Raw genomic sequence first — 22,077 nt, 5'->3', positions numbered from 1 at the left:
CGTGGCGCATGAATATTATGTTTTTGTGTATCATTGATCAACCCCTATGTTTGATTTGGCATAAGTGGCTGGCGCGGCAGGATGCGTCCCGCCGTTTAACGCGACAAAGGTGTAAAGTTTCTCGCTAAAACGCGATAAAAACTACTAAAATGGCACCGTGTAACAACTGTGTCATACGGCTTTGTTACAGCCAAGTGAAGAACCGAACAGGAAGCAGTTGTAATTAGTTGTAATTGCTATTCCGATTACATGACCACTGTGCCGGGGACGGAGTGTCAATTCCGTCTCTGGCGCCGCCAGACTTGTTATATAAATTGCAGTACTATATCTATGAGACTGTTTTGCGACATCAATAGATGGTACTATTTTGAAATGTTGCAGTTTTAATAGTGAGACTTGCGCGTAGCATTTGCAAAGGAAGAAAATGCGAACTGCATTTGAAGCGTGGGCGCAGCGTGACGGCCACATTGTGCGGCGAAGAGAAGATAAACCGGATGAGTACCTGATTTTCGAGACCCAGCGCCGCTGGGTTATCTGGCAGGCTGCTCTGACGCATGGCAAGACGGCTGCCAAGCCGCGCGTGAGCGCGGCCGAGAAGGCGGCGAAAGCCCAGCGCGCGCTGGAAATGTCTTCCGATGAAGCGACCGTGCGCAACAAGGTGCTCAATGAGGTGCTCGACGCCTTCAGCGGCGCCGATGGCGCGGCCGGCATGGAAGGCATACTGAAAGTAATCCAGGGCCTGAAGCAGAAGCAGAAGGCACTGGCCGACGACAAGAGCGAAGATTCAACGGCTTGAGGGGACGGCGATGCGTTATCGGCACTATAAAGGCGGCATTTACGAACTGGTGTGCGAAGCCACGCTGGAAGCGGATCTGACGCCGATGATCGTCTATCGCGCCGCCGACGGTTCCATCTGGACCCGGCCGAAAGACGTGTTCTTTCAACTGATCGAAGTCGAAGGCGTCATGGTCCAGCGTTTCGCTCCCATCAACTGATGGCCGCCTGCGTGCGTGCCCGGGATTCTTTCATGCGTCAATTGCTGCCTGCCGCTCTGGTGCTGGGCTTTGCCTGCGCCGCGGCGCATGCCGAAACCATCGGTTCGGTCGATACGGTATTTAAACTGATCGGCCCTGACCACAAGATCGTCGTCGAAGCGTATGACGACCCGCGCGTCGCTGGCGTCAGCTGCTACCTGTCGCGCGCCAAGACGGGCGGCATCAAGGGCGCCGTCGGTCTGGCCGAAGACAAGGCCGATGCATCCGTGGCTTGCCGCCAGGTGGGGCCGCTGCAATTCAAGGGCAAGCTGCCGCGCCAGGAAGAAGTGTTTACCGAGCGTGCCTCGATCTTCTTCAAGCACGTACGCGTCGTGCGCATGGTCGACAGCAAGCGCAATGCGCTGGTCTACCTCGTGTATTCCGACCGCCTGATCGAAGGCAGTCCAAAAAACAGCGTCACCGCCGTCGCCGTGCCCGGCGACCAGCCGATTCCCGTCCGTTAAGCGAGCTTCCCATGCGCGTGCCATCGTCTGCTGCCCTTGCCGCCAGGACGCTGCTGCTGTTCGGCCTGGGCGGCTGCGCCACCCTGACGGGTAACACCGAGCAAATGGTGCTGGTGCAAACCATCCAGGACAACCGCGAACTGACGGGTGCCGGCTGCATCCTCAGCAACGACGTGGGCAAGTGGTTCGTCACCACGCCCGGCCGTATCACCATCCGCAAGAGCCAGGAACCGTTGAAGGTCGATTGCCGCAAGCACGGTTCACCTGCCATCGCGACGGACGACCATATCGATCCCAAACTCAATGGCAGCGTCTGGGGCAATGTCATCCTGACCCTGGGCGTCGGCTATTTCGTCGACCGCAACACGGGCGCCGGCTTTGACTATCCATCGATTCTGACCATCGTCATGCAAGACCCCGCGCGCCTGGCGCCGCCGCCCGCCCCTGTCGCCGCGAAGCCGCAGCCGGCCGCCGTGCCGGAAACGGTGGTGCAGCCCAAGGTGGCGCCGTCGCCTTTGCCCAATCCCGTCGTCTACTGATTCATACACACGAAAAAAAGCCGCCAGGGTCAGTGACCATGGCGGCTGCTTCGCGACGCCGGTAGCGCAGGGCGCTGCCGGCAAGGCGTCAACTTACACGCGGTTGATCAGGAACGTCGTCAGCAGGGGAACTGGACGACCGGTCGCGCCTTTTGCTCCGCCCGATTTCCATGCCGTGCCGGCGATGTCCAGATGCGCCCAGGTGTACTTCTTGGTGAAGTTTTCCAGGAAGGCCGCTGCCGTCACCGAACCGCCGCCTGGCGTGCCGATGTTGGCCAGGTCGGCGAAGTTCGACTTCAGCTGCTCGTTGTACGCCTCTTCGATCGGCATGCGCCATGCCGTGTCGCTCGACTGCTTGCCCGCTGCCAGCAATTCGTTGGCCAGCTGGTCATGCGCCGCATCGCTGCGCGTAAACAGGCCGCTGTTGTGGTGGCCCAGGGCGACGACGCAAGCGCCCGTCAGGGTGGCGATATCGACCACGGCTGCCGGCTTGAAGCGTTCGGCATAGGTCAGCGCGTCGCACAGCACCAGACGGCCTTCGGCGTCCGTGTTCAGCACTTCGATGGTCAGGCCATTCATGGAGGTGACGATGTCGCCCGGCTTGGTGGCGCGGCCCGACGGCATGTTTTCGCACGCGGCGATGACGCCGATGACGTTCAGCTTCAGGTTCATTTCGCCGATGGCGCGGAAGGTGCCCAGCACCGAGGCGGCGCCGCACATGTCGTACTTCATTTCATCCATGCCAGGACCGGCCTTGATCGAAATGCCGCCCGTGTCGAAGGTGATGCCTTTGCCGACCAGGACGACTGGCGCATCCTTGGCCTTGCCGCCCATGTGCTTCAGGACGATGAATTTCGGCGGCTGCTCGCTGCCGTTGGTGACGGACAGGAAGCTGCCCATTTTCAGCGCTTCGAGCTGTTTGCGGTCCAGTACTTCGACTTCGAACTTGTAATCCTTGGCCAGCTGCTTGGCCGTGTTGGCCAGGTAGGTCGGATTGGCGACGTTCGCCGGCAGGTCGCCCAGCTTGCGCGTCAGGTCGGAACCGTTGGCGATGGCGATGGCTTGCGCCAGCGCGCCGCGCGTCGCTGCTGTTGCGGGAGCGGCCAGGACGATCTTGCGCACGCCTGCAGGCGCCGGATCTTTTTTGCTTTTTTGCGAGTCGCAGCGGTATTCGCTGTCGTGGGCGGCTTGCACCACGCAACGGATTGCCCAATTTACGTCGCGCTCTTTCACTTCAGCCAGCGGTAATGCGATAATGGCGTCCGCAGCGCCCAGCGAGCCGAAGGCCTTCAGTGCGGCTTGTACGCCGGTCGTGAAGCTTTTTTCGCTGACAGTATCATCGCTGCCCATGCCTACCAGCAGAACACGTTCGGCGACGACGCCATCGACTGCGCGCAGCAGCAAGGTGCTGCCAGGCTTGCCGCTGATGTCGCCGGACTTCAGCGCAGCCGAAATCGCACCCTTGCTGTCCAGCGATTTTGCCGCTGGCGACAGTTTTTTGTTTTCGAATACCGCAACCGCGATGCATCCGCTTTTGGCCGTGCCGAGGGTGCTCTTGGTATCGAATGCTTTTATGCTAAAGTCCATTTGGTTCTCCGTTTTCATTTACTAGTAACGTGTTACTCAACTAACTGACCCGAATTATAAACTCCGAATGATCTTTCAACGCGCCCTTCGACGTGAATTGGCTAGTGCCGCCGGGGCCACCTTCACAGTTTTGTTCAGCATCCTGCTCACCTGGATGCTGATCGGTATTCTCGGCAAGGCGGCGGGCGGCAAGATTGCGTCGTCCGACGTCATGTCGCTGATGGTTTTTTCCGCCCTGATGCAGCTGCCCACCATCATCATCCTCACCGGTTTCATTTCGGTGCTGATGGTCGTCACGCGCAGCTACAAGGAGTCGGAGATGGTGGTGTGGTTCGCCTCCGGCCTGAGCCTGTCGCGCTGGATCTGGCCCGTGCTCAGCTTCGGCCTGCCGCTGGTGCTGGCCACCGGCGTCCTGAGCCTGTACGCCACGCCGTGGGCGCAAAAGAAAAGCGATGAATATGTGGCGCGCTTTGAAAAGCGCGAAGACCTGCAGAAAGTCACGCCGGGCCAGTTCCGCGAATCGGCCGGCAGCAACCGCATCTTCTTTGTCGAGGGCGTCAGCGGCGAGAAGACCGTGGTGCAAAACGTCTTCGTCAATACCGTCGATGAAAAAGGCAGCGCCGTCGTCGTCGTCGCCAAGGAAGGCGTGATCAATACCGACGCCAAGGGCGAACGCTTCCTGGTGCTCAAGAGCGGCCGCCGCTACCAGGGCGTGCCGACGCAAGCGGACTTCCAGACCATGGAATTCGAACAGTACATCATGCGCATCGAGAGCAAGCAGCAGGAACTGGGCGCGGAACTGGGCGTACGCGCCATGAGCACCATGGCGCTGGTCGCCAATGCGAATCCCTACACCATGGCCGAATTGCTGTGGCGGGTCAGCGCGCCCCTGATCGGCCTGATGCTGATCCTGCTGGCCATTCCGCTGGGCTTTGTCAATCCGCGTGCCGGCAGTTCGACCAACCTGATCATCGCCTTGCTGATTTTCTTTACGTACAGCAATCTGATCAAGGTCATCGAAGCGAGCGTGAAGCAGGGCCGCCTGAGCTTTGGCCTGGCCTGGTGGCCGTTGCACCTGCTGGCGGCGCTGGCCGTGGTGGCGCTGTTCGCGTGGCGCCTGAATGTGAACCACCGCTATCATCCGCTGGTCCTGCTGGCGGCTTTCAAGCGCGCGCGCCGCGCCGGCAAACCAAGTAAAGCGGCATCGAAATGAAGATTTTACAGCGCTATTTTGCGGTCTCGATATTCCAGGCGGTGCTGTTCGTGCTGCTCGCTTTTTTGGCACTGCAAGCCTTCATCGACCTGACGGGCGAGCTGCCCAAGGTGGGCCGCAACGGCTATACCATCCAGTACGCCTTCCTGTATGTGCTGGTACTGGTGCCTGGTCACGTGTACGAGGTGATGCCGATCGCGGCGCTGATCGGCACCATTTATACGATGGCGCAGTTTGCCGCCAGTTCCGAATTTACCATCATGCGCGCATCGAGCATGTCGACGGCGATGGCGGCCGGTTTCCTGTTCCGCATCGGTATCGTCTTCGTCGTCATCACCTTCATCTTCGGCGAATTGATCACGCCGCGCACGGAGCCGCTGGCCGAACGCCTCAAGCTGACGTCGCGCGGCGCGGCCGTGTCGAGCGAGTTTCGCTCGGGCCTGTGGACCAAGGACATGGTCAAGAGCGAGGGCCTGACGGGCACCGTCACCGGCTCGCGCTTCTTCAATGTCGGCGAAGCGCGTCCGGACGGCCAGCTGAAAAACGTCAAGCTGTATGAATTCGACACCGACATGCGCTTGCGTACCCTGACCGTGGCCAAGGGCGCGACGTATCAGGGCAATAATATCTGGCGCCTGACCGAGGTGACGGAAACCTCGTTCTCGAACAGCGCGGCCACTTCGCCCGGCTTCGAGCCTAAGCTGTCGAACTACTATGGACAGGAAACGAGCCTGGTGCACACGGTGCAAAGCGCCAGCAAGGACATGACGTCGGAAGTGACGCCGAAGATCCTGACGGTGTCGGCGTCCGATCCCGAGCGCATGTCGGCCAGCGAACTGGCCGTGTACACGCGCCACCTGGCCGAGAACAAGCAGGAAACCGAGCGTTTCCGCATCGCCTTCTGGAAAAAGCTGATCGATCCGCTGGCCATTTTCGTGCTGATGGCGCTGGCGCTGCCGTTCGCCTACATGCATACGCGCAGCGGCGGCATCAGCCTGAAGATCTTCATCGGCATCATGATCGGCGTCAGTTTCATGCTGGTCAACACGCTGTTCTCGCATCTTGGGCTGCTCAGCACCTGGCCGGCCTTCCTGACGGCGGTGGCGCCGAGCGCGCTGTATCTGCTGCTGGCGCTGGGCGCCCTGTGGTGGGTGGAGCGGCACTGATGGAGACGAACGTGCAACAGGCACTGATCTTGTTTGCCCATGGCGCGCGCGCCGCATCGTGGGCCGCGCCTTTCGAACGCCTGCGCGACCTGACCCAGGCGCGCATGCCTGCCACCAGCGTGCACCTGGCCTTCCTGGAGCTGATGACGCCGCGCTTGCCCGAACTGGTGGCGACCCTGCTGGCCGAGCTGCCCGCCGGCGCCACCCTGGACGTCACCGTGGTGCCCGTGTTCTTGGGGCAGGGCGGGCATGTGCTGCGCGACTTGCCGCTGTTGCTGGAAGAACTGCGCCAGCAGCATCCGGCACTGCGCCTGAAGGTGGTCGAGGCAGTGGGCGAGAACGCCAGCGTGCTCGCCGCCATCGCCGATTACTGCGTGGCGGCGCCAGGCTCCAGCATTCTCCCTTGAGCGGCATCGACATCGTCTACCTGTGGGTGGACGGCGCCGATCCCGCCTGGCGCACGCGCCGGCAGCGCGCCTATGCCGCCTGGGCGCAGGCGCATCCCGGCCAGCTGGCCCTGCATGGCAACGTGGCGGGGCGCTACCGCGACAACGGCGAACTGCGCTACAACCTGCGCGCGCTCGAGCGCTTCTTCCCCGGCCACGGCCACATCTACCTGCTGACGGACCGGCAAGTGCCCGACTGGCTGCGCACCTCACCGCGCCTGACGGTGATCGACCATGCGAGCCTGATGCCCGCTGCATCCCTGCCGGTGTTCGACTCGGGCCATATCGAATCGTATCTGCACCATATTCCGGGCCTGTCCGAACGCTTCCTGTATCTGAACGACGACGTATTTTTTGGCGCGCCGTTCGAGACCGCGTTCTGGTTTGGGGAGGAAGGGGAGGGGTGTTTGAGTGTTTTCACGGAGAGCGCGCTGCACGATGATCTGCAGGACTTGCGCGCCGACGTGGCCGCGCCAGCCAACTGCGCCACGTTGTCGCGGCAATGGCTGTCGGCGCAGTACGCCGGATACCTGCATGAACCGCGCCTGTATGCGCATGCGCCGCGGCCCATGCTGAAAAGCGCGCTGCATGCATTGGAAGGGCTGGCGCCGGCCATGTTTGCCGGCGTGCGCGCGACGGTGTTCCGCTCGTGGCAGGTGCCGGCATTGCTGCCCGACCTGGTGCCGCGCTGGATGGTGCATCAGGGGATTGCGCGCTCGCGCATGCTCGACCCGCTGCATATCGCCAGCGGCGATGTGCAGGCGCCGCGACAGCTGGAGGAACTGGCGGCGCGTTTCGGCAGCTTGCCGTTTTTCTGCATCAACGATACCTGCGATGAGGCGGATGATGACGACCCGCGCCTGCTGCGCGTGGCCGCCACCTTGCAGCGGCTGCTGCCACTGCCATCTTCATTTGAAAGCGGTTAAGCGGCTTTCTTCTTTGGCGCCAGGCTGATGCGGGTAGCGGCCGAGCTGTCGGACAGCGAAGCGAGGAACAGCAGCAAATAGGCGCCCAGTTCGAAGACTTCTTCGCCGAGCAGCGCGTAAGCGTCCGGCATGCCATGGAAGACCTTCTTGTCGAACGGCCAGCCGGCGGCCATCAGCAAGCCGCCGATGGCCGTCAGGATGGTGATGCGCATGGTGAAAATCAGGCCGGCATGGGCAAACACCTTGCGCGCGCGCGGCGCGAAAAAGATCAGTATGCGTATCAGTATCAGCAATTCCAGCACGCGCAGGGCTTTTTCCAGTTGCGCCCACGCTGGCGCCGTGCCGAACTGGTCGATATCGAGTTCGCGCAGCAGGAAGCCGAACAGCAGCGCGCACAGGCCTGCGTGCATGAGGAAGCGCAGCGACTGGCGGTCAGTCTCTTGCCAGGCGCGCACGCCGTGCACGGTGCAGGCCAGGGCCAGGAACAGCGCTTGCAGCCACTCCAGCAAATGGTTTTCGTCGTCGATATTCGGGAACACTGTCCACAGGGCGATGGAGGCGAGCATGCTGAGCAGCACAGCGCTGGCAACGCCGACATTGCTGCGGCTGAGCGAAGTCAGGGCTTCGCGCACGGAGGTGAAATTCATGTGTGATCGTAAGGCTAAAGTTGCGCGGCGCGGTATTGCAGCCTGCGGGCGCAGCTTTTTTCGGGGAGATTGCCAGTGCTTCCCGTCAACCGGGAAACCGCATGGCAAGCGCTATGGCGGGGCGAAGCGTGAATTTATTGCTATCACGCAACAACTTCTCGAGAAAAGATGCGTCAGCATCGTATCATGTTTCCTCTGAAGACGTCGGTTACTGACTTTAAAGTCGGTAAAATACGCTGTGTTTAATCAGGCATGGCGCGCCAGAAAAGCGGCCGTTTTGTCGATGGCCTGGTGCGCGCGCGCGGCCATGGCGTCGCCCAGCATCACCAGCACGGGGCCGTGGGTGTCGCCCAGGCCATGCGCCAGGGCGCTCAGCGGCAGGCGCACGATGCGCTGGTCCGGGCGGCTGCAGTTTTCAATCACCACCACCGGGGTATCGGCGCGGCGGCCTTGCGCCAGCAGGCGCTGCGCCGTGGCGATGGCTTCGCGGCCACCCATGTATTGCACCAGGGTGTCGCAGTCGGGAATGCGCGTCTGGTCCGGTTCGCCCGGCGCCGTGCTGGAAGTAAAGAAGGCGACGCTGCGCGACACGCCCCGCTTGGTCAGCGGCTGCTGCGTAGCCGCCGCCGCCGCCAGGGCCGTGGTGATGCCGGGCACCACTTCGACGGCGATGCCCGCCTCTTCCAGCGCGCGCAATTCCTCGTCGGCGCGGCCGAACAGCATGGGGTCGCCCCCTTTCAGGCGCACGACGACGGCGTGCTTGCGCGCGTTGTCGACCAGTTGCTTGTTGATGAACGCCTGCGCCGTCGACAACTGGCCGCAGCGCTTGCCGACCAGGATTTTTTGCGCCTGCGGGCACAGCTCCAGCATCTCTTCGGTGACCAGCGCGTCGTGCAGCACGACGTCCGCTTGCGCCAGCAGGCGCGCGCCGCGCAAGGTCATCAGGTCTTGCGCGCCGGGGCCGGCACCGATCAGGTAGACCTTGCCGGGGAGAGATGGGGAGCTGTTCATATGGCTGCCTTTCCTGGACGATGCGGGGTTAGAGTCGAACCATGCCGGCCGCGACCGTCTGGTGGGTGACTTCATCGATCAGGATGAAGGCACCGGTGGCGCGGATATCGGCATACGCGTCGGCCGCCAGAGCCTGCTGCACATTCAGGCTGATGCGGGCAATGTCGTTGAGTTTCAAGCCTTCGGCCGGATGGCGCTGCTGCGTATTGATGTCGAGGATCGATTCGATCGCCGTCACTTTTGCCGCCGTCTGTTTGGTGCCGTGCTTGATCCAGTACTTGCGGCGCAGGTCCAGTGCGTCTTCCGACAGCCAGCACACGTCGGCCACCACCTGTTTCAGCAGAGTGGCAGGGCGCTCGCTGCTCGCCAGCAAGTCGCCGCGCGAAATGTCGAGGTATTCATTGAGCAGCAGGGTGACGGACTGGCCCACCACGGCGGTGCTCAGCGAGCCGTCCAGGGTGACGATATCCTTGACGGTGGCCGTCTGGCCCGATGGCTGCACCACCAGGGTGTCGCCGATGCTGACCTTGCCCGCCTCGATGCGGCCCATGTAGCCGCGGAAGTCGTTCGCTTCGTGGCCGTTGTGGCGCGCCACCAGCTGCACCGGGAAGCGGAAAGGCGTGTCGTGCGATTCGTCGTAGACGGACAAGGACTCAAGCAGCTCGATCAAAGTCGGGCCCGTGTACCAGCCCAGCTTGTCACCGCGCTCGACGACGTTGTCGCCGGTCAAGGCGGACAATGGAATCGGCGTGATGTCCTTCAAGCCCAGCGACTGGGCGAATGTGCGGTAGGCCGCGACGATACGGTTGTATACCGTTTCATCGTAGTCGACCAGGTCCATCTTGTTGACGGCCACGACCACGTGCTCGATCTGCAGCAAGTGGGCGATCGTTGAATGGCGTTTGGTCTGGATCAGCAATTCCACGCTGCCGTCGTCGCCGAATTTCACTTTCGACACGTCGATCAGGATGATAACGGCGTCAGCCGTGGACGCGCCCGTGACCATGTTGCGCGTGTATTGCTCGTGGCCCGGCGTGTCGGCGATGATGAACTTGCGTTTCGGCGTGGCAAAGTAACGGTAGGCCACGTCGATGGTGATGCCTTGCTCGCGTTCCGCTTCCAGGCCGTCCGTCAGCAGCGACAGGTCGACCGTGTCGCCCACCGTGCGCTTGTGCTTGGAGCGCGACATGGCGTCGAGCTGGTCGGCGAAGATGCCCTTGCTGTCGAACAGCAAACGGCCGATCAGGGTGCTCTTGCCGTCATCGACGGAACCGGCCGTAATAAAACGCAACATGCCGCGCTCTAAACTGTCGGTGGAGGAGGTGTTCTGGAGTGCTGCGTTCATTAGAAATACCCTGCTTTCTTGCGTTTTTCCATCGAGGCTTCGGAAGTCTGGTCATCCATGCGGGTGGCGCCACGTTCCGTGATTTGCGTGATTGCCGTTTCGGCGATGATGGCGTCGACGGTGGCCGCATCGGACGAGACGGGGCAGGTGCACGAGATGTCGCCCACCGTGCGGAAGCGCACGACTTGCGTTTCCACCGTTTCACCTTCGCGCGGCGGCGTCAGATCCGTCAACGGCACTAATAAACCGTTGCGCGGGATCACCTGGCGCTCGTGCGCGAAGTAGATCGGCGGCAATTCCAGCTTTTCGCGGGCAATGTATTGCCACACATCCAGTTCGGTCCAGTTCGAGATCGGGAAGACGCGCATGTTTTCACCAGGATGCACGCGGGTGTTATACAGGTCCCACAGTTCCGGACGCTGGGCTTTCGGGTCCCAGGCGCCGAATTCGTCGCGGAACGAAAAGATGCGTTCCTTGGCGCGGGCCTTTTCTTCGTCGCGGCGCGCGCCGCCGATGCAGGCGTCAAAGCCATGTTCGGCGATGGTTTCCAGCAAGGTCACGGCTTGGGCCGCATTGCGCGAATCCGTGGCCGGGTTGCGCAGGCGCACGGTGCCGCGCTTGATCGAGTCTTCCACGGAGCCGACGATCAGGCGCTCGCCCAGTTCCGCCACTTTCTTGTCACGGAAGGTGATGACTTCCGGGAAGTTGTGGCCCGTGTCGATATGCACGAGGGGGAATGGAAACTTGCCTGGGCGGAAGGCTTTCTCGGCCAAACGCAGCAGGACGACGGAATCCTTGCCGCCCGAAAACAGCAGCGCGGGGTTGGCCGATTCGGCCGCCACTTCGCGCATGATGTGGATGGCTTCCGATTCAAGGCTGTCGAGGTGACGCTGGTTCAAAATATTGCTCATATGGGTGCTTTCTTGTTCTGCTGAGTCTGTTGTGTCTGTTCAGGCTGCCACGGATTTGATGCGTATCAACTTACCGTCCACCATGTGCAGGCCGCATTCCTTGGAGTCCGGGTTTTCCCACCACCAGCGTCCGGCGCGCACATCTTCGCCCGGCTGGACGGCCCGCGTACACGGTTCGCAGCCGATCGACGGGTAGCCCTGGTCGTGCAGCGCGTTGTAGGGCACGTCGTTGGCGCGGATGTAGGCCCACACGTCTTCTTCCGACCAGTCCGCCAGCGGATTGAATTTCGTCATGGCGTGGGCCGCGTCGTCTTCCTGCACGTGCAATTCGGCGCGCGTGGTGGATTGCGCGCGGCGCTGGCCCGTGACCCAGGCCTTGTTGCCGGCCAGGGCGCGGCCCAGCGGCTCGACCTTGCGGATGCGGCAGCATTCGCGGCGCATCTCGACGCTGTTGTAGAACGCGTTCAGGCCATTTTGTTCCACGTAGGCGGCGACGGCTTCCGGCTGCGGGCGGTACAGGGTGATGTCGTGGTCGTAACGGGTCTTGACCTTGTCGAGCACGGCCAGGGTTTCCTGGTGCAGCCGGCCTGTTTCCAGGGAAAAGATGCCGATGGGCAGCTTTGCCTTGAGTATCATGTCGGTCAGCACCATGTCTTCGGCTGCCAGGCTGGACGCGAACACAGCCGGCGAAAAATCCGCGGCGATGCGTGTCAGCGTTTGCTCGGTGGCGTCAATCAAAGAAGTCAAGTCGCTCATGATGGGTTCTCAGATGCCGGCCGCGTTGTCGAGGTCAGGATTCTGGCCTTCGCGCTGGTGGCGGCGGAACAGCGGCGATTTTTGATCCCACGACGCCTGGTAGCTTTCCGAAAAGACCGATAAACCTTTCAGGGCGTCATGGATGCTGCGGTCGGGGCGTGTCGCATACGCGTCAAAGCCGACCCGGTGCATGGAAAACAGCTGGTCGCGCAGCACGTCGCCAATCGCCCGCAATTCACCCTGGAAACCGAGGCGGGCGCGCAGGTTGAAGGCGATGGAATAGCCGCGGCCATCCGTGAATTTCGGGAAGTCCACGCCGATGACGGGCAGTTGCGCCACATCAGCCGCCAACTCTTCCGGACGCTCGTCGCTGGCCAGCCACACGCCGATGTCGGGCAGGCGGGCGGTCAGGGTCTCGCGCTGGGCTTGCCATACGGGCAGCGGCACGATGACCTTGCCGGCAGGCACGACCACCGTTTCCGGCGTGTCGGTTTCATCGAGGCGCAGCAAGCCCCAGGTATTTGGCACCACGGCGGCGTTCTTGATGATTTCTTCGCGTACTTCAAACATATTCGTCTTCTCCCACCAGGTTGCCGACCGTGATCGGCGTTGCATATACGTGTTCCTTGAACGGCGCCACACCCAGGCGCTGGGCCGTGTCGACGAAACGCTCGCCTTCATGGCGGTCGCGCACGTAGACGTGCAGCAGGCGGCCGATGACTTCAGGCATCTGCAGGGAAGAGAACGAGGGTCCGATGATCTTGCCGATGGCCGCGTTGTTGCCTTGCGCGCCGCCTATCGACACTTGATACCATTCGCTGCCATCCTTGTCGACGCCGAGAATGCCGATGCTGCCCACGTGATGGTGGCCGCAGGCATTGATGCAGCCGGAAATGTTCAGTTCGATCTCGCCGATGTCGTGCTGGAAGTCGATGCTGTCGAAGCGTTCCGCGATGGCGGCCGCGATCGGCAAGGACTTGGCGTTGGCCAGCGAGCAGAAATCGCCGCCGGGGCAGCAGATCATGTCCGTCAGCAAACCGATGTTCGGCGTGGCCAGGCCGTGCGCCTTGGCTTCCTGCCACAGTTTGAACAGTTTCGACTGTTCCACGTCGGCCAGCACCAGGTTTTGCTCGTGCGTCACGCGCAGTTCGCCAAAGCTGTAGCGGTCTGCCAGGTCGGCCACGAAGTCGATCTGCTCGGCCGTCGCGTCGCCGGGCGGCACGCCCGTTTTCTTCAGGGACAGCACCACGGCCACGTAGCCGGGGCGCTGGTGCGGCTTGACGTTGCGCGCCAGCCAGTTCACATATGCCTTGTTGTCTGCGTGTTCATTCTTGTAGTCGAGTTCCGGCAGGGCCAGGTAGGCAGGCGGATTGAAGAAGTCCGCCACGCGCTGCATTTCCTCGGCCGTCAGGGTTTCCGGACCGTCCTTCAAGTCGACCCATTCCGCTTCCACCTGGCGCGTGAATTCTTCCACGCCGATGGCTTTCAGCAAGATTTTGATGCGCGCCTTGTATTTGTTGTCGCGGCGGCCGTGCAAGTTGTACACGCGCATGATGGCCTGGATGTACGTCAGCAAATGCTGCCACGGCAAGAAGTCGCGCACGACGCTGCCCAGGATCGGCGTGCGGCCCATGCCGCCGCCGGCCATCACCTTGAAGCCCACTTCGCCAGCGGCGTTGCGCACGGCCGTCAAGCCGATGTCGTGCACGGCGATGGCGGCGCGGTCTTCCTCGGCGCCATTGATGGCGACCTTGAATTTACGGGGAAGGGCGATGAACTCGGGGTGGAAGGTGCTCCACTGGCGCAACACTTCCGCGTACGGGCGCGGATCGATGATTTCATCGGCCGCCACGCCGGCGAACGGGTCCGATGTTGTATTACGGATACAGTTGCCGGACGTCTGGATCGCGTGCATTTCCACGGACGCCAGGTCCGTCAGGATATCGGGCGTTTGTTCCAGCTCGATCCAGTTGAACTGGATATTCTGGCGCGTCGTGAAGTGGCCATAGCCGCGGTCATACTTGCGCGCGATGTGCGCGAACATGCGCATCTGCGTCGACGACAGCAAGCCGTACGGCACGGCGATGCGCAGCATGTAGGCGTGGCGTTGCATGTACAGGCCGTTTTGCAGGCGCAGCGGAATGAATTCCTCTTCCGTCAGTTCATTGGCGATACGGCGCGCAACCTGGTCTCGGTACTGGGCGATGCGCTCTTTGATGATGAGGTGGTCGTACTGATCGTAATGGTACATATCAATTCCTAAAAAAGCCGGGGTGCTGGAAGATTGCCTGGGATTATGTTCTTGATACTGCTCTTGTCACTTGTTCGGTAATTAATAGATTAGCTTCACTGCCACGCCGGTCAAGGTCATCGCCAGCAGCACTCTTAAAAACTTTTCCGGCACGGAGCGGGCAACCCAGGAACCGAGCGTGATGCCGGGCAGGGAGCCGACCAGCAAGGAGGCCAGCAATTCCCAGTGGATGGAGCCGAGCCACCAGTGGCCCAGGGCGGCGATGGCCGTCAGAGGCACGGCGTAGGCGATGTCGGTGCCCGCCACTTCGGCTGAGCTCATGCGTGGATACAGCATCACCAGCAAAGTCGCGCCGATGGCGCCGGCGCCGATCGACGACACCGTCACCAGCACGCCCAGCACGGCGCCGGAAATAATGGTCGCAGCGGCAAGCTTATTACCTTGCAATTGTTTCTCAGGGTGCGCGTTGATCCAGGCCAGCATGCGGCCCTTGAAAATCAGTGCCACGACGGTCAGCAGCACGGAGCCGGCGATCGAGTAGCGGATGATCTGGCCGATTTCCGGCGACAGGGTGCCGAACGATTTCAGCGCCAGGGTCGCGATGACGGCGGCGGGCAGGGCGCCGATGCACAGGCGCTTGACGATATCCCAGCGGATGGTGCCGCGCAGGCGGTGCGTCAGGGTGCCGGCGCTCTTGGTGATCGAGGCGAACGCCAGGTCGGTGCCCACGGCCACGGAAGGCGGCACGCCAAACAGCAGGGTTAACAGCGGCGTCATCAGCGAGCCGCCGCCCACGCCGGTCATTCCTACGAGTAATCCTACGGCAAATCCTGAGACTATATAAGACAAAGTCATGCTTGCACCCCCAAAGTACCCGCAATAGTAATAAACTTAGTGTTTATTCCAAACTACTAAGTACGCATTTGCTTATATGCGATATGCGTATATGCATGAACGCAAAATCATGGGTGGGGCGGAAACTCGGCAAATCACGGCAATCTAGGGCAAACCAGCAATGAATCTCCATCAACTGCGCTTCGTGCGCGAAGCGGTCCGGCAGAATTACAACCTGACGGACGCCGCCAAGGCCTTGTTTACGTCGCAACCGGGCGTATCGAAAGCCATCATCGAGCTGGAGGAAGAGCTGGGCGTGGATATTTTTACGCGCCATGGCAAGCGCATCCGCGGCTTGACGGAGCCAGGCCGCCTGGTGCTGGAGTCGGTCGAGCTGGTCATGCAGGAAATCGACAGCATGAAGCGCATCGGCAAGGAATTCGCGGCGCAGGACAGCGGCAGCTTTACCATTGCCACCACGCACACGCAGGCGCGCTACACCCTGCCGAAGGTCGTGCAAGCTTTCATGCTGAAGTTCCCGAAAGTAAGATTATCTTTACTGCAAGGAAATCCGCGCCAGATCGCCGAGATGGTGCAGCGCGACCAGGCCGACCTGGCCATCGCCACGGAATCGATTGCCGCCATCGATGGCTTGATCACCTTGCCATGCTATCAATGGGAGCACGTGGTGGTGGTGCCGGTCGACCATCCGCTGCTCAAATCGAAGTCCGTGACCCTGGAAGAAATCGCCGCCTTCCCCCTGATTACCTATGACAGCGCGTTCGCCGGACGCAACAAGATCGACCATGCTTTCGTGCTGCGCGGCCTGAAGCCGGACATCTTGCTCGAAGCCATTGATGCGGACGTGATCAAGACTTATGTCGAGTTGGGCATGGGGATTGGTATCATAGCGGGTATGGCCTTCGATGCCGAGCGCGACAAAGGCTTGCGCGCCATCCCTGTCGGCCACCTGTTCGGCATGAATGTGTCGCGCGTGGCCGTCAAGCAAGGCGCGTATTTGCGCAGCTATATTTATACCTTTATCGAGTTGCTGACGCCGACCCTGAACCGCAAGCTCATCGAGCAGGCGATGAGCGGTGATAAAGAGCACTACGAACTATAAACAATGCAGGAAGTCGGCCGGGCGAGTTGCCTGGCCAAGATTATTTAAGAAGAGAAGAAACAATGATTACCGATCAGCTTGCCAAATATTACGCCACCATCGCGCAGCAGTACGAGCGCGTCTATGCCAAGCCCGAACGCCAGGAAGACCTGGAAGTGTTGCGCGACAAGGTCGCCGACGTGCTGGAAGGCCACACCGTGCTGGAACTGGCTTGCGGCACCGGCTACTGGACGGAAGTGGTCGCCGAGTCGGCCGACTCCGTGCTGGCCACCGATATCAACGATGAAATGCTGGCGCTGGCCCAGTCGCGCGGCTTGCCGGACAACGTCAGTTTCGCCAAGCTCGACGCCTTTAACTTGCCCGACGATCTGCTGGGCAAGTTCACGGCCGTGTTCGCCGGTTTCTGGTGGTCGCACGTCAAGCGTGAAGACCAGGATAAATACCTGAAGCAATTGCGCAGCAAGCTGGGCAAGGACATCATGCTGGTGCTGATCGACAATTCCTATGTCGACGGCAGCAGCACCGTGATCGCGCGCACCGACCTGGAAGGCAACACCCACCAGTTCCGCACGACGGATGGGGGCGAGCGCTATGAAGTGCTGAAGAATTTCCCATCGGACAGCCACCTGCGCAAGAAGTTTGCTCACTCGGCCCGTGAAATCCGCATGAAGCGCCTGGAATACTACTGGCTGCTGAGCTGCCGCCTGAAATAAAGCTGATCTGTCTATATGGTAGGTCGGATTAGCGGCGCAGCCGCGTAATCCGACACCGCCGCCTTGCCAACAATGTTGTCGGATTACGCGTGGCCTTGCCACGCTAATCCGACCTACGGTAAATAGGCCTTGCCGCCGCATGAGCCGCCCTCGGGCGGTTTTTTTTCGCCTGTTGTTTTTATCTGACACGATGTTGTGCCAAAAAACAACATCTTGTCGATGTCATATTGTTGAAGTATTTGGTGGGCATGATTCGGTTCAGCAGCTGAGCAGCACCATTCTTGTCCAACCTAATGTAGAGAATCTCAAGTGAAAAAAATTACTCTGGCAGCATTGATCATCGGCACCTTCGCAGCAGCTACGGCACAAGCACAATCGAACGTCACCGTGTATGGCCTGGTTGACCTCGGTATTGCCAAGACCACTGGCCAGCCGACGGTACAACGTGAAAACAACGCGTCGCGCCTCGGTTTCAAGGGTACGGAAGATCTGGGTGGCGGCCTGTCCGCAATTTTCAACCTGGAAAGTGAATTCCTGGCTGACACCGGCGCGCAAAAAGGCGTGTTGTTCGACCGTCAAGCTTACGTGGGCTTGAAAGGCGCGTTTGGTACCGCCATCCTGGGCCGCACCAAGAACCTGGTCGATGGCACCATCGCCCGCGTCGACCCATTCAACACCTACGGCGTGGTCGGCAAGAACAATGAAACCCTGCTGCGTTCGGGCGTCGGCTCGTCGCGCGTCAACAATGCCGTGACCTACAACAGCCCAAGCTTTGACGGTTTCGTGGGCAGCCTGCAATACGTGCTGAGCGAAGTCAACAGCGCTGACGCGGGCGTGATTGGCCTGGCAACCTACGACAACGGCCCGATCAGCTTGCACGCCGGCTACGAAAAAGCCGTACAAGCAACGGCAACGGCCGCCAAGCCTGACCTGTGGTCCATCGGTGGCGGCTATAAATTCGGCCCGGCCAAGATCACGGCCGCCTACTCGAAGGGCGACACCAAGGTGGCTGCCAACGGCGAATTCAAGTCCTACCTGATCGGCCTGAACTACACGGTTGGCGGCGGCGATGCCAAAGTGTCGTATGGCAAGCAAGAGCAAAGCAACAACAAGGTCAAGGATCAGGACACCATCAAGGAATTCGGCGTCGGTTACGACTACCACCTGTCGAAGCGTACCGACGTGTACGCCTACGCTGGCCGCGAGCGCGTCAAGTCCCTGACCTCGTACCAGATCGGTCTGGCACACAAGTTCTAAGCAGCATTCGATGTGACGAAGTAGAAGGCGCCTGCGGGCGCCTTTTTTATGGCGTGGCCGCTTCCGCCGCTTCCGCATGCATGGGCAGCGAGATTTCGATGCGAGTGCCGCCCAGTTCGCTATCGGCGCCGATATGGATGCTGCCGTTCAAGCCCCATACCCGTTCGCGCATGCCCAGCAAGCCCAGGGCCGTGGCCTTTTCCAGGTCGTGTTCGGCGATGCCGCGGCCGTCATCCTGGATGGTGATGGCCAGCGAGGAATCGATGCGGTGCAGGGCGATGGTGATGTGGCTGGCCTCGGCATGGCGCGCGATATTCGTCAGCGCTTCCTGCACGATGCGGTAGATGGCCGTGCTGCGCGCATCGTCGAGCACGAGGTCGGCCTCGTCGGCCAGCAAGTCGAAATGGATGGCGCGGCGCAGCAGGAAGTCGTGGCGCAGTTTTTGCAGCGCAAAATACAACCCCCCTTCATCGAGCGCGCGTGGGCGCAGGTTGCTGGCGATGCGCCGCAACGAGGTGATGGCCGTTACCAGCAAGCCATCCATGCTGTGCAGCAACGCCTGCAGGGACGCGGTGGTGTCCGTGTGCTGGCGCACCAGGGTCAGGTCGACGCGCAAGGTGGCCAGCAGTTGCCCCAAGTCATCATGCAGTTCACGCGCGATATGCTTGCGCTCTTCCTCGCGGATCGATTGCAGCGCGCTCGACAATTCGCGCAATTGCGAAAAGGAGCGGGCCAGTTGTTCATGCATCTGCTGGCGCGCGCTGATGTCGCGCACGATGATGGTAAATACGCTCTGGCCGTCTTCCAGCATGGCCGAGAGCGAGCCTTCGAGGGGAAACATGGCGCCGTCGCTGCGCCGTCCCGTCAGGGTGTAGTCGGTGGTGCGCCGGCCCGTCAGGCGCAGCTCCAGGTTGATGTCGCCAAACGGCGGATCGCCCTCGTGCTTGCCCAGGCCGCCCAGGGTGCGCAAGTCGCGCAGGATGTACTGGCCCAGGCGCATGCCGCGCATGCCGGCCGGCGTGTCGCCGAACAATCTGGCTGCCGCCGCGTTCGCATGCAGGATGATTTGCCGGCTGTCGATGCTGATGATGGCGTCGCTGGCGCTGTCGATGATGGCCTGGCCACGCGCCTGCCGTTGCCGGCGGGCTTTCAGGGGAGGAAACAAGCACAGCAAAAGCGCCGCCGCCATGCCGAGCGGCAGGATACGCAGCAGTGTGGAACTGCCTCGGTCAGGCATGGGCTTCTCCTTGCGAACGTGTGCGAAGGCAGGCAAGACAGGAATGGCGGACAGGACTTTAGCCTATGCCTGTTGGCGCGGCGCGGCTTGATGTGGCGCAGGAAGGGGAAAGAAGAGAGGCATGCGCCGCGCCGGCCAGGGCCGGGCGGCGGCGAGGGACTTACATTTGCTTGAACAGGTGCAGGAAGCTGCGGCTCACTTCGAGCTTGTCGGACTTGCCTTTGATGAGCACAAGGTGGCGGCCGCGGATGTCGCGCGTCACGCCTTCGATGGCATTCACGTTGACCAGGGTGGCGCGGTGGATTTGCCAGAACAGCGAAGGATCGAGCTCTTCGGCCAGGTCGCGCACGGGCTTGCGGATCAGCGCCTCATACTTGGCGGTTTGCACGCAGGTGTATTTCTCGTCAGAACGGAAGAACAGGATTTCTTCCACGGGGATCATGCGCAAGTCCTGGCCGATGCTGGCCTGTATCCATTGCAAATAGGTGGGCTTGGCCGTGATTTTCTCCGCCAGCTGCGACAGCATGGCCGTGACGCTGCTGTTGACGTCCAGAGCCGGCTTGTTCAAGTGCGTTTTCAGGCGTTCCACCGTGACCAGCAAGCGCTCATGCTCGGGCGGCTTGAGCACGTAGTCGACGGCGCCCCGCTCGAAGGCTTCGACGGCGTGGCTATCATAGGCCGTGACGAAGACGATATGCGTCTTGCCGCCTATCACTTGCGCCGCTTCCATGCCCGTTTTGCCCGGCATGCGGATATCGAGGAAGGCAAAGTCCGGCTTGAGTTGCTCCACCAGTTCGATCGCTTCGTCGCCATTCTTGGCTTCGCCGATGATTTCCAGTTCAGGCCAGGCCTGGCCCAGGCGCAGGCGCAGCTGGTCGCGCATCAGTCTTTCGTCGTCGGCAATAATAGCGGTAGGCATAGGTCTCAAGTGTGAACAGGCGAAGATTGATTATTCAATGATTTAGCGTTTTTATCAACTACTCTGTCTTATTTGGACAATTGATATGGCACTTCGATCACGGCGCACACGCCGGACGGTTGATTTGGCGTAATGGTCAGGCTGCCCTCATCGCCATGCAGCAGCTTCAGGCGCTCGCGGATGGTGGGTAAACCGAGGCCCGTGCCATCGCTGGGCACCACGCCAAAGCCGAGGCCGTCATCGGTCACCGTGACGCGCAGCTTGCTGTGCGCCACTTCGGCCACGATGCGCAGGGTGCCACCCTCCGGTTTGACTTCCAGGCCGTGCTTGATGGCATTTTCCACCATCGATTGCAACATCATGGGCGGGAAGGCGGCGCTGCGCAGGCCATCGGGAATCTGGAAGTCGACGGTCAGGCGTTCTTCCATGCGCATCTTCAGCAGGTTCAGGTACGCTTGCACCATGTCCGCTTCGCGGCCCAGGTTGGTAATCAGGGCGTTGTCGCGCATTTGCGGCAGCACGGCGCGCAGATACTGGATCAGGCTGCGCTGCATCTTGGCCGCGCGCGGCGGATCGACCTGGATCAGGTGTTCAACGGAAGCAAGCGTGTTGAACAGGAAGTGCGGCTCGACTTGCGCCTGCATCATCTGCATCTTTGCTTCGCTGAGCTGGCGCTGCATGGATTCCCGTTCGGCCGCCTCATTCGCCGTGACGGTTTCCGCTTCCGCACGTTTCTTGCCGCCGACCAGGGCTTTCATGGCGAACAGGGCCAAGACCAGCAAGGACACAAAGCTCTTGAACCAGGTCGAGGCTTGCTGGTGATAGCGCGACACTTTTTGTTCCGCCGCATCATCGACCGCTTCTTCGATGGCATTCGACAACTCTTCACCGATTTGTGGCGGCAATTCAATATGGACTTCTTCGCCCGAGGCATTCGTCGTTACTGGATAGCTGGGCTTGGCAGGGGCGGCCGGCGGCTCCGGTGGTTCAGGGGGCACGGCACTGGCTTGTGCGTCCGCCTCGGTGGCATCGGCCGGCTCGCTGGCTGCATCGGCCGCGCTGCTGCGTCGGTTCTTGCTGTTGCGGGGATTGAAGTGAATACCCGTATCGTCGATCAGGATATTGGTTTCACCCGAACCCTTGCTGCTGCGTTTATGCGACTTGATGACTACTTCTTCGTCCGGGCTGGACGAGAACAGCTCATCTTGCAAAATGGAACCGGCGATCAGGGCCAGCGCAGCGAACAGGAAGAATTTCCACCAGGACAGTTGGGTGACCCAGGTCGTCGTCGCGTCGAATGCCCGTTGCAACCAAGCGAGGATGGTTTTCAACAAGTGGGGCAGGCTGGAAATCGGAAGCATGGGAGCACTTTCAAGTACAAGAGTTAATCGACGCGGCGGGCAAGTTTAACCCCTTGTTGAGTAGCGTCAGAGTCTGATGTTGCCACTGTGCCTAAAGACCACGAACTACGCCAGCCGATTGCGACAGGCTGCACAAAAAGGCGCTTGAAGTGAAGACTATGCTTGCTGGGCGGTGAGGGCGGAAAAATAGCGCTTGCGGGGCACACGGAGCAGGGCTATAATTCGCCCCCTCGCTGAACGACGCATGCAAATGCTGAGTAAAGCAGGGTGAAAAAAGAAGGAGTTGACGGATTTAGCGAAATGCTTCATACTCTTCCTTCTTCGCAGCTGACAAACA

The 22,077-nt window shown here is 60.9% G+C and carries 22 protein-coding genes and 1 pseudogene; 11 read left to right on the top strand and 12 right to left on the bottom strand.

Annotated elements, in window-relative coordinates:
• Positions 1-424 precede the first annotated feature (424 nt).
• Genes HWE17_RS23110 through HWE17_RS23095 form a run of 4 tightly spaced genes read left to right on the top strand, consistent with a single transcriptional unit; the run spans position 425 to position 2,037 of the window.
• Positions 425-796 carry a hypothetical protein gene (locus HWE17_RS23110; RefSeq protein ID WP_034751548.1) on the top strand — a complete coding sequence of 124 codons (372 nt, stop codon included), beginning with the start codon at positions 425-427 and terminating at the stop codon, positions 794-796.
• A gap of 10 nt (positions 797-806) precedes the next feature.
• A complete protein-coding gene (locus HWE17_RS23105; protein ID WP_034782199.1) occupies positions 807-995 on the top strand; it encodes a DUF1653 domain-containing protein in 189 nt (62 codons plus the stop codon).
• Between the two features lie 32 nt (positions 996-1,027).
• Entirely contained in the window at positions 1,028-1,498 is a 471-nt protein-coding gene (locus tag HWE17_RS23100; protein ID WP_176390383.1) for a CreA family protein, read from the top strand.
• A gap of 11 nt (positions 1,499-1,509) precedes the next feature.
• Positions 1,510-2,037, top strand: a complete 528-nt coding sequence (locus HWE17_RS23095) for a hypothetical protein (protein WP_070282795.1) — start codon at positions 1,510-1,512, stop codon at positions 2,035-2,037.
• A gap of 93 nt (positions 2,038-2,130) precedes the next feature.
• Here the strand turns inward: HWE17_RS23095 and HWE17_RS23090 are convergent, their stop codons facing one another.
• Entirely contained in the window at positions 2,131-3,624 is a 1,494-nt protein-coding gene (locus tag HWE17_RS23090; RefSeq protein ID WP_176390382.1) for a leucyl aminopeptidase, read from the bottom strand.
• 67 nt (positions 3,625-3,691) lie between these two features.
• On the opposite strand from HWE17_RS23090, the gene lptF reads away from it, so the two are divergent.
• The 4 genes from lptF to HWE17_RS23070 are packed head-to-tail and all read left to right on the top strand — an operon-like array spanning position 3,692 to position 7,375.
• Positions 3,692-4,837, top strand: a complete 1,146-nt coding sequence (gene lptF / locus HWE17_RS23085; protein ID WP_099401048.1) for an LPS export ABC transporter permease LptF — start codon at positions 3,692-3,694, stop codon at positions 4,835-4,837.
• The gene (lptG, locus tag HWE17_RS23080; protein WP_035825911.1) at positions 4,834-6,003 is read left to right on the top strand and encodes an LPS export ABC transporter permease LptG; all 1,170 of its coding nucleotides are present in this window, start codon (positions 4,834-4,836) and stop codon (positions 6,001-6,003) included. Before lptF ends, lptG begins: the two co-directional genes overlap by 4 nt.
• On the top strand, positions 6,003-6,410 hold the full coding sequence (locus tag HWE17_RS23075; protein ID WP_176390381.1) for a sirohydrochlorin chelatase: 408 nt from the start codon (positions 6,003-6,005) through the stop codon (positions 6,408-6,410). The genes lptG and HWE17_RS23075 overlap by 1 nt, the downstream gene beginning before the upstream one ends.
• Positions 6,407-7,375, top strand: a complete 969-nt coding sequence (locus HWE17_RS23070; RefSeq protein WP_255206364.1) for a stealth family protein — start codon at positions 6,407-6,409, stop codon at positions 7,373-7,375. The genes HWE17_RS23075 and HWE17_RS23070 overlap by 4 nt, the downstream gene beginning before the upstream one ends.
• Here HWE17_RS23070 and HWE17_RS23065 read toward each other — a convergent pair.
• The 8 genes and pseudogenes from HWE17_RS23065 to HWE17_RS23030 all read right to left on the bottom strand — a co-directional run bounded on the left by HWE17_RS23065 (position 7,372) and on the right by HWE17_RS23030 (position 15,151).
• Complete coding sequence (locus HWE17_RS23065) at positions 7,372-8,022, bottom strand: hypothetical protein (RefSeq protein ID WP_176390380.1); 651 nt, start codon at positions 8,020-8,022, stop codon at positions 7,372-7,374. The two genes, HWE17_RS23070 and HWE17_RS23065, sit on opposite strands and share 4 nt — an antisense overlap.
• A 246-nt stretch (positions 8,023-8,268) precedes the next feature.
• A complete protein-coding gene (gene cobA, locus HWE17_RS23060) occupies positions 8,269-9,033 on the bottom strand; it encodes a uroporphyrinogen-III C-methyltransferase (protein WP_176390379.1) in 765 nt (254 codons plus the stop codon).
• A gap of 28 nt (positions 9,034-9,061) precedes the next feature.
• A complete protein-coding gene (locus tag HWE17_RS23055; protein WP_176390378.1) occupies positions 9,062-10,378 on the bottom strand; it encodes a sulfate adenylyltransferase subunit 1 in 1,317 nt (438 codons plus the stop codon).
• Positions 10,378-11,295: pseudogene (gene cysD, locus HWE17_RS23050) on the bottom strand (sulfate adenylyltransferase subunit CysD); the annotation flags it as partial. The gene HWE17_RS23055 and the pseudogene cysD, both read right to left, overlap by 1 nt.
• A 33-nt stretch (positions 11,296-11,328) precedes the next feature.
• Positions 11,329-12,045 carry a phosphoadenylyl-sulfate reductase gene (locus HWE17_RS23045; protein WP_035825926.1) on the bottom strand — a complete coding sequence of 239 codons (717 nt, stop codon included), beginning with the start codon at positions 12,043-12,045 and terminating at the stop codon, positions 11,329-11,331.
• A gap of 9 nt (positions 12,046-12,054) precedes the next feature.
• Positions 12,055-12,615 carry a DUF934 domain-containing protein gene (locus HWE17_RS23040; protein WP_176390376.1) on the bottom strand — a complete coding sequence of 187 codons (561 nt, stop codon included), beginning with the start codon at positions 12,613-12,615 and terminating at the stop codon, positions 12,055-12,057.
• Positions 12,608-14,296 (bottom strand): nitrite/sulfite reductase, encoded by a 1,689-nt coding sequence (locus tag HWE17_RS23035; protein WP_176390375.1) that lies wholly within the window; start codon positions 14,294-14,296, stop codon positions 12,608-12,610. Before HWE17_RS23035 ends, HWE17_RS23040 begins: the two co-directional genes overlap by 8 nt.
• Positions 14,297-14,377: 81 nt before the next feature.
• Positions 14,378-15,151: a sulfite exporter TauE/SafE family protein gene (locus tag HWE17_RS23030; protein WP_034782225.1), complete on the bottom strand. Its 774-nt coding sequence runs from the start codon at positions 15,149-15,151 to the stop codon at positions 14,378-14,380.
• Between the two features lie 160 nt (positions 15,152-15,311).
• On the opposite strand from HWE17_RS23030, the gene HWE17_RS23025 reads away from it, so the two are divergent.
• From HWE17_RS23025 to HWE17_RS23015, 3 genes are all read left to right on the top strand, one after another.
• Positions 15,312-16,253 carry a CysB family HTH-type transcriptional regulator gene (locus HWE17_RS23025; RefSeq protein WP_035825933.1) on the top strand — a complete coding sequence of 314 codons (942 nt, stop codon included), beginning with the start codon at positions 15,312-15,314 and terminating at the stop codon, positions 16,251-16,253.
• A 62-nt stretch (positions 16,254-16,315) separates the two neighbouring features.
• Entirely contained in the window at positions 16,316-16,966 is a 651-nt protein-coding gene (locus tag HWE17_RS23020; protein ID WP_176390374.1) for a class I SAM-dependent methyltransferase, read from the top strand.
• 309 nt (positions 16,967-17,275) lie between these two features.
• Complete coding sequence (locus HWE17_RS23015; RefSeq protein WP_099401055.1) at positions 17,276-18,223, top strand: porin; 948 nt, start codon at positions 17,276-17,278, stop codon at positions 18,221-18,223.
• Positions 18,224-18,269: 46 nt separating this feature from the next.
• Here HWE17_RS23015 and HWE17_RS23010 read toward each other — a convergent pair whose 3' ends face one another.
• The 3 genes from HWE17_RS23010 to HWE17_RS23000 all read right to left on the bottom strand — a co-directional run bounded on the left by HWE17_RS23010 (position 18,270) and on the right by HWE17_RS23000 (position 21,740).
• The gene (locus HWE17_RS23010; protein WP_176390373.1) at positions 18,270-19,460 is read right to left on the bottom strand and encodes a PAS domain-containing sensor histidine kinase; all 1,191 of its coding nucleotides are present in this window, start codon (positions 19,458-19,460) and stop codon (positions 18,270-18,272) included.
• A 160-nt stretch (positions 19,461-19,620) separates the two neighbouring features.
• Positions 19,621-20,379 (bottom strand): LytTR family DNA-binding domain-containing protein, encoded by a 759-nt coding sequence (locus HWE17_RS23005; RefSeq protein WP_035825940.1) that lies wholly within the window; start codon positions 20,377-20,379, stop codon positions 19,621-19,623.
• A gap of 68 nt (positions 20,380-20,447) precedes the next feature.
• A complete protein-coding gene (locus HWE17_RS23000; RefSeq protein WP_176390372.1) occupies positions 20,448-21,740 on the bottom strand; it encodes a sensor histidine kinase in 1,293 nt (430 codons plus the stop codon).
• Positions 21,741-22,077 lie beyond the last annotated feature (337 nt).

The sequence above is a fragment of the Janthinobacterium sp. BJB401 genome, assembly GCF_013372745.1.
GTDB classification, from domain to species: Bacteria; Pseudomonadota; Gammaproteobacteria; order Burkholderiales; family Burkholderiaceae_D; genus Janthinobacterium; species Janthinobacterium rivuli.
This window is presented reverse-complemented; position numbering and strand designations above follow the sequence as displayed.